The organism is Cochlodiniinecator piscidefendens, assembly GCF_011326755.1.
Lineage (GTDB): Bacteria > Pseudomonadota > Alphaproteobacteria > Rhodobacterales > Rhodobacteraceae > Cochlodiniinecator > Cochlodiniinecator piscidefendens.
Window position 1 is genome coordinate 75,010 of record NZ_JAAOIE010000005.1, and the last position, 12,180, is coordinate 87,189.

The following is a 12,180-nucleotide window of genomic DNA, read 5'->3' on the forward strand; positions in this document are numbered from 1 at the left end:
ATCAATGGAGACGTGATATGAGTACTCTTCCAAACAAGGCCCGTGTGGTCATTATCGGTGGCGGCGTGATTGGCTGCTCTGTTGCGTATCACCTTACAAAACTGGGGTGGAAAGACGTTGTTTTGCTTGAGCGCAAGCAGCTTACGTCGGGCACAACGTGGCACGCTGCTGGCTTGATTGCACAGCTGCGGGCAACAGCCAATATGACCAAGCTCGCGAAATATTCGCAGGAGCTGTACGGCAACCTTGAGGCGGAAACAGGCGTAGCGACGGGATTCAAACGCTGTGGCTCGATCACTGTTGCCCTGACCGAAGAGCGTCGCGAAGAAATCTTTCGCCAAGCAGCGATGGCGCGTGCCTTTGGTGTGGATGTCGAAGAAATTTCGCCTGCCGAAGTCAAAGCAAAATACGAACATCTAAACATTGATGACGTAACGGCTGGCGTGTGGTTGCCGCTGGATGGTCAAGGTGATCCAGCAAACATCGCACTGGCATTGGCCAAAGGCGCGCGCCAACGCGGTGCATTGGTCAAAGAACGTATCAAAGTGACCAACATCACCAAAAATGGTCGTCGTGTCACCGGTGTCGATTGGGTCAGCGATGATGGCGAAGACCAGGGCCATATTGAGGCTGATATGGTCGTGAACTGCGCAGGTATGTGGGGCCACGAAGTTGGCCGCATGGCCGGGGTAAATGTTCCGCTACACGCCTGTGAACACTTCTATATCGTGACTGAGGCAATCCAGAACCTAACGCAAATGCCGGTTCTGCGTGTGCCAGATGAATGCGCATATTATAAAGAAGACGCAGGAAAAATGCTGCTTGGGGCGTTTGAACCGAACGCTAAACCTTGGGGCATGAACGGGATTGCGGATACATTTGAATTTGATCAATTGCCTGAAGATTTTGATCACTTTGAACCAATCCTTGAAAACGCATGTAACCGGATGCCGATGCTGGCTGAGGCTGGGATTCACACGTTCTTTAACGGTCCGGAAAGCTTCACGCCGGATGACGCATATCACTTAGGTCTAGCACCTGAGATGGACAATTTTTGGGTTGCTGCAGGCTTCAATTCTATCGGCATTCAATCTGCTGGTGGTGCGGGCATGGCGCTCGCGCAGTGGATGGACGAAGGTCAAAAACCGTTTGATTTGGGTGACGTTGACATCACCCGGATGCAGCCATTCCAAGGCAACAAACACTATTTGTTTGAGCGTTCTAAGGAAACGCTTGGCCTGCTTTACGCAGATCATTTCCCTTATTTGCAAAAACGTACCGCGCGCGGCGTGCGTCGTACACCGTTCCACCACCATCTGAAAGAACAGGGCGGTGTGTTTGGTGAACTTGGCGGTTGGGAACGCGCAAACTGGTTTACGAATGAAGGCCAAAAAGCAGAATACGAATATTCATGGAAACGCCAGAACTGGTTTGAAAACTCAGCTGCGGAACACCGCGCTGTGCGTGAAAATGTCGGTATGTATGACATGTCTTCGTTCGGGAAAATCCGTGTCGAAGGCCCAGATGCCGAAGCATTCCTAAACTACATCGGTGGTGGTGACTATTCCGTGCCAAACGGAAAAATCGTCTACACACAATTCCTAAACACACGTGGCGGAATCGAAGCGGACGTTACGGTCACGAGACTAACTGAAACATCCTATCTGGTTGTGACGCCTGCGATTACCCGTCTTGCCGATCAAACTTGGATGATGCGTCATGTCGGCGACTTCCGGGTTGTGATCACCGACGTCACAGCGGGTGAGGGTGTGTTGGCCATCATGGGGCCAAATGCACGTAAGCTGTTGGAAAAAATATCCCCGAACGATTTCACAAACGCGACCAATCCATTTGGCACCGCGCAAGAAATTGAACTCGGTATGGGGCTCGCTCGGGCGCACCGTGTGACCTATGTGGGTGAACTTGGCTGGGAACTATATGTCAGCGCAGATATGGCCGGGCACGCGTTTGAAACGCTGCACGAAGCTGGCCAAGACTTGGGTCTGAAACTGTGTGGCATGCATATGATGGACAGCTGCCGGATCGAAAAAGGTTTCCGTCACTTTGGCCATGATATCACGTGCGAAGATCATGTCGTTGATGCCGGTCTTGGTTTTGCTGTCAAAACCTCCAAGCCGGATTTCATCGGTCGAGACGCGGTATTGGAACGCAAAGAAACGGGTCCGAAAATGCGCATGGTCCAGTTTAAATTGACCGATCCAGAACCGCTTCTTTATCACAACGAACCGTTGATCCGGGATGGCGAAATTGTCGGCTACATCAGCTCAGGCAATTATGGTCACACCTTGGGTGGGGCTATCGGGATGGGTTATGTGCCGTGCGAAGGTCAAACAGCCGCAGAGGTTCTTGCATCAAGCTACGAGATTGATGTCATGGGCACCCGCGTAAAGGCCGAAGCATCGCTGAAACCAATGTATGACCCTAAATCAGAACGCGTGAAGGTCTGATTTGAATTTCCCCATATCCAAGGTGACTTGGGTGTGGGGCCCTTTGCTTGGGCTTGCCCCATAGGCAGAGACGGCTTAGGTAGCCAGTCATGAGCAGCGACTATTCCCCCCCGCAAGATCCGCTTGAGATTATTCATTCTGACCATCAGATTTTGCTGGTGAACAAGCCGGCTGGTCTTTTGTCGGTACCCGGCAAGGGCGAGCACCTCGCGGATTGTTTGATCACGCGTGTACAGGCCGCATTTCCTGAGGCATTGCTCGTGCACAGGCTGGATCGCGATACATCGGGCGTCATGATCTTTGCGTTAACCCCATCTGCGCAGCGCCATTTGGGTCTGCAATTTGAGAAACGCCATACAAAGAAGGTTTATGTCGCCCGCGTCTTTGGTCGTGTTGACGAGCGGACAGGGACAATAGATTTGCCGCTTATCGTGGATTGGCCGAACCGGCCATTGCAGCACGTCAATTTTGAAACAGGTAAACAAGCGATCACGGATTGGCGTGTGGTGAAATATGGTGAAAACGAAACCCGCGTGCGTCTGTTCCCGCTGACAGGCCGCAGTCACCAACTTAGGGTGCATATGAAAGAAATCGGGCATCCGATATTGGGGGACCCGTTTTATGCGACGGGTGAGGCGCTAAACGCCCCGCGTTTAATGCTACACGCGGAAAGCCTGCGCATTCGCCATCCCGATGGTGGGAAGGGGCTTACCTTTTCTGCGAAATGCCCATTTTAATGCAAAACGCCCTGACAGAAATCAGGGCGTTTATTGTTTTCAGATTACTCAGCGGCCCAGCCTGAAACGGCTTTGATTTCTAGGAACTCTTCCAATCCCCAGACGCCGCCTTCGCGCCCGTTGCCGGACTGCTTGTAGCCGCCAAACGGCGAGCCAGCCGCGCGTGATGTACCGTTCATTTCAACCATACCAGACCGAAGCTTGCGCGCGACGCGGTTGCGTTTGGCCCCATCTTGGGTTTGGACATAGTTGGTCAGGCCATAGACAGAGTCATTGGCCATTTCGACAACATCGTCTTCGGAATCAAAAGGTGTGATAGACAGGACAGGGCCAAAGATTTCCTCTTTGTAGATTGTCATATCGGAAGTCACGTCAGCAAAGATCGTTGGTTTAACGTAGTAGCCACGGTTAAGCCCGTCGGGGCGACCAGTACCACCAGCAATCAGTTTAGCACCTTCATCAATCCCAGTTTGAATCAAACCTTGGATTTTGTCGAATTGGGTTTCGTTCACAACGGGTCCAATGTGCCGGCCGCTGTCGGACGCGGGGCCAACAGAAACCTTGGCGGCGATCTCGGTCGCTTGGGCAACGGATTGATCGTAGATTGAGCGTTCAACAAACATCCGGGTTGGGGCGTTGCAGGATTGGCCAGAGTTGTTCATGACATGCAAAACGCCACGCTTAACGGCCTTTTCATCAGCGTCAGCAAAGATGATGTTCGCGCCTTTGCCACCCAATTCAAGCGAAACGCGCTTTAGCGAATCTGCGGCGGCTTTGGAAATCGCGATACCAGCGCGCGTTGATCCGGTGAAGCTTACCATATCAACGTCTTTGTGTGTGGTGAGCTGTGAACCAACACCAACACCGTCACCATTCACCATGTTGTAAACGCCGGCAGGAAAGCCTGCCTCATGAACGATTTCGGAAAATACGATTGATGATAGCGGCGACACTTCGGATGGTTTCAAAATGGTTGTGCAGCCCACTGCCATCGCAGGAATGCATTTCAACGCAACCTGATTCATCGGCCAGTTCCATGGCGTGATCATCGCGCAAACACCGATGGGTTCCATCAGGATGCGATCATTTGGAGAATGATCGTTTAGCAAGCGATCAAATTCGAAGTCTTTGAACGCATTGATGAAGTTTTCGATGTGCCAGCTACCCGCGCCAACCTGCTGAGTGCGCGCCAGATCAATCGGGGCACCCATTTCGATGCTCATCGCTTCGGCAAGGTCATCGGCACGCTTGTTGTAAACTTCGAGCAGCTTTTGTGTCAGAGCGAGCCGTTCAGCTTTGGGGACTTCTGCCCAAGTAGGAAATGCTGCTTTTGCGGCTGCAACTGCGGCATCCGTATCGGCCTGATCCCCTAGGGAAATAACAGCGCAGACTTCTTCGTTCGAAGGGTTGATGACATCAAGGTCACGGGGGGCTGCGGGTGAAACCCAAGCGCCATTAATATAGAATTCGCGTTTTTCGATCATGGGGGACTCCATCGGAATTTGTCGCACAGTGGCGTGAGCAGCATGTCGGTGCAAGCCCTTATAGAGCAGGTCAAAAACAAATATTGGGTGCTTGCAGACGGTCTATTGGGTGCTTAGGTTCATTTCGACACCCATTGAAAGGAATTCACATGTCCCTCCGCATTAACGATGTTGTTCCAAATTTTGACGCTGACACATCCCAAGGCCCGATCAAATTTCACGATTTTATCGGCGATAATTGGACGATCCTATTTAGCCACCCAAAGGATTTCACACCTGTTTGCACCACTGAATTTAGCGCAGTTGCACAGCTGGCGGAAGAATGGGCCAAACGTGACACCAAAGTAATCGGTGTTTCCGTTGATGGCGTGGAAGAACACAAAGGCTGGATCAAAGATATCGAATCTTACGGTGGTGCAGATGTTGGTTTCCCTATTATCGCTGACCAAGGGCTGGCTGTATCAAAGGCGTTTGATATGCTACCAGCAGAGGCCTATATGCCAGATGGCCGTACGCCAAACGACAGTGCAACGGTACGTTCTGTGTTTATCATTGGCCCAGACAAGCAGCTGAAACTGTCGATGACTTACCCAATGTCGGTTGGTCGGAACTTTGCTGAGATTCTGCGAGCGTTGGACGCGTTGCAAGCAACGGCAGGCGCGCCAATTGCGACACCCGCGAACTGGGAACTGGGTCAAGATGTGATCATCGCACTAAGCCTAAATGACGACCAAGCGCGTGAAAAGTTTGGTGAGTTTGAGCAACCTCTTCCATATATTCGCAAAGCAAAAATCTGATAATGGTTCAATTACGACATTAAGCCCCCATTCTTGGGGGCTTTTTTCTTTTCACTCGTGGAAAATGAGGGCACCCTTTACCCAAATTTCCAGAGTGGACGGCACATGAAAATCACAACTGACTTCCCGTATTCAATTACTGAAAATCGCGACATGGCTGTGATGTTGCCCGACGGAACGCGGCTGTCTGCGCATGTTTGGATGCCGGAAAATGTCGGACCGTTACCTGCTATCTTAGAGTACTTGCCGTATCGGAAATCTGACGGGACCGCGCACCGTGACAAGCCAATGCATGCCTATTTCGCCGGACATGGCTATGTGTGTTTGCGGGTTGATCGGCGCGGATGTGGGGACAGTGAAGGGCTCTTTGATGACGAATACTCTGAGCAAGAACTCAGCGATGGCGTTGATATCATTCACTGGATTGCAAAGCAGCCTTGGTGCGATGGAAATGTTGGGATTCAGGGGATTTCTTGGGGCGGCTTCAACGGATTGCAGATTGCTGCGCGTGCACCCGAACCTCTAAAAGCGGTTATCACCATTGGATCGACTGTCGATAGATACGCGGATGACATTCACTATAAGGGCGGCATTCAGGTTTCGGAAAATGTTGGTTGGGCCGCAACATCTATGTCATGGTTTTCGACACCACCTGACCCAGCGTTGGTCGGGGAAAAATGGCGAGATATGTGGCTGGAGCGCCTAGAGGCTACACCGTTCTTGGGCAGCCGTTGGATGGAGCATCGTGACCGAGACGCGTATTGGAAACATGGCTCCGTTTGTGAAGATTACAGTGCGATTAAGGCCGCTGTGCTTGCGTTAGGTGGGCAGTTAGATGGGTATCGCAATACGATGTCACATTTAGCTGCAAACCTCGAAGCGCCAGTAAAAGGGATTTTGGGGCCGTGGACTCACAAGTATCCCCATATCAGTACGGTTCAACCCTCAATCGGCTATATGCAAGAAGCGCTGCGTTGGTGGGATCATTGGTTGAAGGGGATTGATACGGGTGTTGAAAATGATCCGGCCTACCGTGCGTATGTGATGGATAGTATCGCGCCATCAGTTAGTTGTGATCATCGTCCCGGTGAATGGGTTTCTGAATCTGTTTGGCCTTCTCCTAATGTAATAGAAAAAGCGCTGCCCTTCGGAGATGGTGCAATGGGACAGGCGGGTGAGTTTACGTCAAATCTGTCCTTTGACATGAATTGTGGTCAGGCCTGTGGTGAATATTTCCCGTTCGGGTTTGGGCCGGGGGAGCTGCCTGACGATCAGACCAAAGATGATGCGCTTTCCCTATGTTTTGACGGTCCTGTCTTGGACGAGGATCAAGTCATATTAGGTGCGCCAAAGGTTGCTTTGACGGTTTCGGCTGATGCACCCAAAGCGCAGATTGCTGTGCGTCTTTGCGATGTGCGTCCTGATGGAACATCAGCATTGATCAGCCTTGGATTTTTAAATCTTCGACACAGAAATGGGTTCGAGGCGGGCGAGGATTTGAAACCGGGTGAGGCTTATGATGTGACGGTCGTTTTAGATCAGGCGGCCTATCGTATTCCGGTGGGCCACCGGGTGAGAGTGTCAGTTTCTAGCAGCTATTGGCCATATATTTGGCCAGAAGAGCAACCGTTTGAGCTACAAATCACTGGGGGCGACTTGAAGCTGCCAATCAAGATCAGGGGCGACCAAGGTTGGGAATTTGAGCCTCCCGAAATGGGGCCGCTGCGCGATATTCAACAGCTTCGTAAAGGCGACGAATCCAAATCATGGGAAACAAACAGCGAAACTGGTGAAACGGTATTGACGATTTACGGTGACCATGGGCGAAACGAAGATCTTGAAAATGGTCTGATAACCGAAAGCGCGGTCAAAGAGGTTTGGCGGTTCGTGGGTAATGATCCGGGATCTGCCCGCGCAGAGATTTCGTGGTCTCGTAGTCTTGGCCGCGAGGATTGGGAAGTGCGCACCAATGTTCAGACAGAAATGTGGTCCGAAGCGGGGCACTTTGTATTGCGGCAAGTGTTAAGCGCGTTTGAAGGGGACAAACAAGTGTTTGAAAAAGTGTTCGAGAAGCGGATTGCCCGAGGCTGAACAGCCAAAATGCAAGCCGCGCACCCTTAGGGGGAGCGCGGCGAGCTTTATCACTCTTCGCTATCAAGCGTTCCTGTCCGAAACACCAACCCAGCAGCGACACCGCCAATCACCGGCGCAAGTACAAACAGCCAAAGTTGACCTATGGCATGGCTGCCAACAAACAGCGCAGGGCCGATGGAACGTGCTGGGTTAACCGAAACACCGGTCACGCTGATGCCGACGAGGTGAATAACGACCAGCGTTAAACCAATTGCCAAGCCAGCCATTGCTGATGGGGCACCTTTGCCAGTTGATCCTAAGATAACTGTTACGAACAGGAATGTTGCGATGGCCTCAAATACAAAGGCAGAGGCAACACCGTATTCGCCCAAGTAACCGGCACCCCAGCCATTTTGGCCTAGACCAGATGCACTAACATCGTAGCCAGAGAGTTTGCCTTTCATGATGATCATTAAAACCAAAGCGGCCGCAACCGCACCTGCAATCTGTGCGCCGATGTAGCGAATGGCTTCCGATATCTCCATTCGTCCTGCCGCAACTGCACCCAAGGAAACTGCTGGGTTGATGTGGCATCCAGAAACGGGACCAATCCCGTAAGCCATGCCGATCAGCGCGAGGCCGAATGCAAATGATATCCCGGTAAACCCGATGGCGTCGCCCGCGATAACTGCTGCGCCGCAGCCAAAGAGTACGAGGGTGAAAGTCCCAATAAATTCAGCAATTAACTTATTCATGCTGCGTTCCTTTTTGATTTCGTTGAGGCAATTTCGCGAATTGTCATTGTTCAAAAAAGGGGAATTGCAGCGAATTGAACGCAAAGAAAAGGCCCCGATGTTTCCACCGGGGCCGATTTAGCTGTGAAGCAAAGAGTGGCTTATGCCTCTTCTTTGCTTTCTTTTTGCTCTGGCTTGATTTCTTCGCCAGTTGCCTGATCTACCACTTTCATGGATAGGCGCACTTTGCCGCGATCATCAAAGCCAAGCAGTTTAACTTTCACTTCTTGACCTTCTTTCAGAACGTCAGATGGGTGGTTCAAGCGACGGTTCTCGATTTGAGAAACATGCACAAGACCATCGCGTTTTCCGAAGAAGTTCACGAATGCACCAAAATCAACGATCTTAACAACTTTACCGTTGTAGACTTGGCCTTCTTCTGGCTCTGCCACGATCGAATGGATCATGTCATATGCTTTTTGGATGGCTTCGCCGTTGGCGGATGCGATTTTGATCACACCGTCGTCGTTGATGTCAACTTTGGCACCTGAGGTTTCAACGATCTCACGGATCACTTTACCACCTGAACCGATAACTTCGCGGATTTTGTCGGTTGGGATCTGCATTGTTTCAATGCGTGGTGCGTGTGCTGAGAACTCAGAAGTTTCAGACAGTGCTTTGCCCATTTCACCAAGGATGTGCAAACGGCCAGCTTTCGCCTGCTCGAGCGCTTTTTCCATGATCTCAGGGGTGATGCCCGCGATCTTGATGTCCATCTGAAGCGACGTAATACCTGCTTCGGTACCGGCTACTTTGAAGTCCATATCGCCAAGGTGGTCTTCGTCACCCAGGATGTCAGACAAGATCGCATAGGAGCCGTCTTCTTCGAGGATAAGACCCATAGCAACACCAGCAACGGCTGATTTCAATGGTACACCAGCGTCCATCATGGACAAGGAACCACCACAAACAGATGCCATAGAAGACGAGCCGTTTGATTCAGTGATTTCTGATACAACGCGAACAGTGTATGGGAAATCAGTTGCCGCAGGCAGAACAGCCTGAAGTGCGCGCCATGCCAGTTTACCGTGACCGATTTCACGACGTCCTGGACCAGACACACGACCAACTTCGCCCACTGAGTAGGGTGGGAAGTTGTAGTGCAGCATGAAGTTTGAACGATATGTGCCGTGAAGCGCATCGATCATTTGCTCATCATCACCGGTGCCCAATGTGGTCACAACCAAGCCCTGAGTTTCGCCGCGTGTGAACAAGGCAGAACCGTGGGTCCGTGGCAAGAAACCAGTTTCGGACTGAATGTCACGAATTTCGTCTGTTGCGCGACCGTCAATACGTTTGCCGGTTTTCACAACGTCACCGCGTAGAATGCTGGCTTCGAGTTTTTTCAAAGCGGAGCCGAGGTTCACATCTGCGAGTTGCTCTTCGCTCAAGGCACCTAGGATGGTGTCGCGTGCCGCAGAAACCGCAGCTGTGCGTTCTTGCTTGTCACCGATTGCAAATGCAGCGCGCATTTCTGTTTCGCCAGCAGCTTTTACAGCAGCAGACAATTCAGAGTAGTCAGGCGCTTGGAAATCAAACATCTCTTTTGCGCAATCTTCGGCCAGATCAATGATCAGGTCGAGAACTGGCTGGATAGAATCGTGCGCAAATTTCACCGCACCAAGCATTTCTGCTTCGGACAGTTCGTATGCTTCTGATTCAACCATCATGACCGCATCTTTGGTTCCAGCAACTACGAGATCAAGACGCTGATCAGGTTTGTTGCGTAGATCATGCATGTCATCAAGATCAGGGTTCAGAACGTATTCACCTTCGGCAAAACCAACGCGCGCGGCGGCGATTGGGCCCATGAATGGTGCGCCAGAAATGGTCAGAGCAGCAGATGCCGCGATCATTGCAACCATGTCAGGGTCGTTAACCAAGTCGTGTGACAGAACAGTACACATCACCAATACTTCGTTTTTGAAGCCTGGCACAAACAGAGGGCGGATCGGACGGTCGATCAAACGCGCTGTCAGTGTTTCTTTTTCGGTTGGACGTGCTTCGCGTTTGAAAAAGCCACCAGGGACTTTACCAGCAGCGTAGTATTTTTCTTGGTAATGCACGGTCAGAGGAAAGAAGTCCTGACCAGGCTTTTGCTTGCGTGCAAAAGTCACGTTGGCCATGACAGATGTTTCGCCGAGCGTTGCGATAACTGTGCCGTCTGCTTGACGTGCCACTTTACCGGTTTCAAGTGTGAGCGTTTCATCGCCCCACTGCATAGATTTTTTTGTAACTTCGAACATATCGAATCCTATGTTGGCTGCGGGGGCGTATCCCCTTTGGCCGTTTGCGTAGAGGCCGTATGCCTCTGGCTCTTTGCGTTTCCTATCTGATCTGGCGAGCCCGGCAGACAGACATGCGGAATGTGAAAGACGCGCCCGTTGGGCGCGTCTTTGATAGCTTAGCGGCGGATGCCGAGGCGCTTGATCAGGTCCTGATAGCGTTGCTCTTCTTTGCCGCGAAGGAAGTCGAGAAGTTTACGACGTTGCGCAACCATCATCAAAAGACCACGACGTGAGTGGTTGTCTTTTTTGTGAGTTTTAAAGTGCTCGGTCAATGTGCTGATGCGTGATGTAAGGATAGCAACCTGTACTTCGGGTGAACCAGTGTCACCTTCTTTGGTTGCGAATTCTTTCATGATGCGTGCTTTGTCTTCTGCAGTAATCGACATCGGGGTCTCCTATTTTCAAAGGGTTAAGGCGCAGGCCGGGATGTCGTCCAGCAGGGCCCATGGAGGGTATCGCACCTCAGTCAAAAGAGGTGGATGCGCGCGTATAGGTGGATTCTTGGGAAAAGGGAAGCAAAAAGCGCTGTAGCGGATGTACAGCGCTTTACTCTCGATGCAAATTTAGGCTTACGCAGCTTGACTTTGTGCGACCAACGTAATGTTGCTCGTGGAAAGGTTTGCTGAGTTTTGAACAGAGAGCAAGATTTGCCCATCCAACATGATATTGGAAAGGGTTGGGTCCTCGTCACTTGCTTCAACACGGATATCAGGTGGCCCGCCTATCGTGTCATCATAAACTAAGACGAGCGAATCTTCCGACGGGTCGTAATCCATAAGGGTGGCTCCGCTGCCGGTTTCCATCCAATCCCCGAATGTGAATTCATCGGCCCCTTCGCCGCCCGACGCAATGTCACCATTGCCAAGGGTAATTGAATCATTGCCAAAGCCACCATTCAGATAATCAGCTTCATCAATGTCATCGCCTTCATTATTTAACACAACGCCTGAAATGGTATCATTGCCAGTGCTGCCTTGCAGTTGATCCGCGCCTAATCCGCCGACCAACACATCATCATCGCCATTCCCAGAAAGCTGATCATTGCCGTCGCCGCCGTATAACGTGTCATCACCATCAGACCCTGCTAATGTATCGTCGCCGTTGATTAAATCGTCGCCAGACTGGCCGAACATATCGTCGTCACCATTCCCGCCACTAAGGATATCAGATCCAACGCCACCCAAGAGCTGATCATCGCCGTCGTCACCGGAAATTTGGTCGTCACCGGCACCGCCTTGCACCCAATCATCCCCATCGCTGCCTGAAACGGTGTCATCGCCCAAGCCACCATGAACGAGATCGTCGCCCAAAGCGACTGCAATTAGGTCATTGTTCGAACCGCCTTCGACAGTCTCGGCCGAAGTGTCGGTATCCGTATCTGGGTTTTCTATATCGGTTGAAGGGGGATTTTCATCTTCTTGGGTTTCACTATCCGTATTGATGAAAGACCCCATCAATAGCGCACCGATTATTCCAGCAATTCCAAACATAAAAGCACCCGTAAGACAAACTTCTCGATAGGATTACCACATCCTATAC

9 protein-coding genes are annotated in these 12,180 nt (G+C 51.3%); 4 read left to right on the forward strand and 5 right to left on the reverse strand.

Features of this window, described 5'->3' with window-relative positions; genetic code table 11:
* Positions 1–17 precede the first annotated feature (17 nt).
* A complete protein-coding gene (locus tag G9C99_RS13705; RefSeq protein ID WP_166418086.1) occupies positions 18–2,468 on the forward strand; it encodes a GcvT family protein in 2,451 nt (816 codons plus the stop codon).
* Positions 2,469–2,557: 89 nt separating this feature from the next.
* Positions 2,558–3,205, forward strand: a complete 648-nt coding sequence (locus G9C99_RS13710) for an RluA family pseudouridine synthase (protein ID WP_166418087.1) — start codon at positions 2,558–2,560, stop codon at positions 3,203–3,205.
* Positions 3,206–3,249: 44 nt separating this feature from the next.
* Here G9C99_RS13710 and G9C99_RS13715 read toward each other — a convergent pair whose 3' ends face one another.
* Positions 3,250–4,689: an aldehyde dehydrogenase family protein gene (locus G9C99_RS13715; RefSeq protein ID WP_166418088.1), complete on the reverse strand. Its 1,440-nt coding sequence runs from the start codon at positions 4,687–4,689 to the stop codon at positions 3,250–3,252.
* Between the two features lie 149 nt (positions 4,690–4,838).
* Between G9C99_RS13715 and G9C99_RS13720 the strand changes: the two genes are divergently transcribed.
* Together G9C99_RS13720 and G9C99_RS13725 are read left to right on the forward strand one after the other, a co-directional pair.
* Positions 4,839–5,486 (forward strand): peroxiredoxin, encoded by a 648-nt coding sequence (locus tag G9C99_RS13720; protein ID WP_166418089.1) that lies wholly within the window; start codon positions 4,839–4,841, stop codon positions 5,484–5,486.
* 105 nt (positions 5,487–5,591) lie between these two features.
* Entirely contained in the window at positions 5,592–7,577 is a 1,986-nt protein-coding gene (locus G9C99_RS13725) for a CocE/NonD family hydrolase (RefSeq protein WP_166418090.1), read from the forward strand.
* Between the two features lie 50 nt (positions 7,578–7,627).
* On the opposite strand, the gene G9C99_RS13730 is transcribed toward G9C99_RS13725, so the two are convergent.
* The 4 genes from G9C99_RS13730 to G9C99_RS13745 all read right to left on the reverse strand — a co-directional run bounded on the left by G9C99_RS13730 (position 7,628) and on the right by G9C99_RS13745 (position 12,131).
* Positions 7,628–8,332 (reverse strand): aquaporin, encoded by a 705-nt coding sequence (locus G9C99_RS13730; protein ID WP_331460011.1) that lies wholly within the window; start codon positions 8,330–8,332, stop codon positions 7,628–7,630.
* A 122-nt stretch (positions 8,333–8,454) separates the two neighbouring features.
* Positions 8,455–10,599 carry a polyribonucleotide nucleotidyltransferase gene (pnp, locus tag G9C99_RS13735; protein ID WP_166418092.1) on the reverse strand — a complete coding sequence of 715 codons (2,145 nt, stop codon included), beginning with the start codon at positions 10,597–10,599 and terminating at the stop codon, positions 8,455–8,457.
* Positions 10,600–10,757: 158 nt separating this feature from the next.
* Positions 10,758–11,027, reverse strand: a complete 270-nt coding sequence (rpsO, locus tag G9C99_RS13740; protein WP_166418093.1) for a 30S ribosomal protein S15 — start codon at positions 11,025–11,027, stop codon at positions 10,758–10,760.
* A gap of 183 nt (positions 11,028–11,210) precedes the next feature.
* Positions 11,211–12,131: a calcium-binding protein gene (locus G9C99_RS13745; protein WP_166418094.1), complete on the reverse strand. Its 921-nt coding sequence runs from the start codon at positions 12,129–12,131 to the stop codon at positions 11,211–11,213.
* Positions 12,132–12,180: the final 49 nt, after the last annotated feature.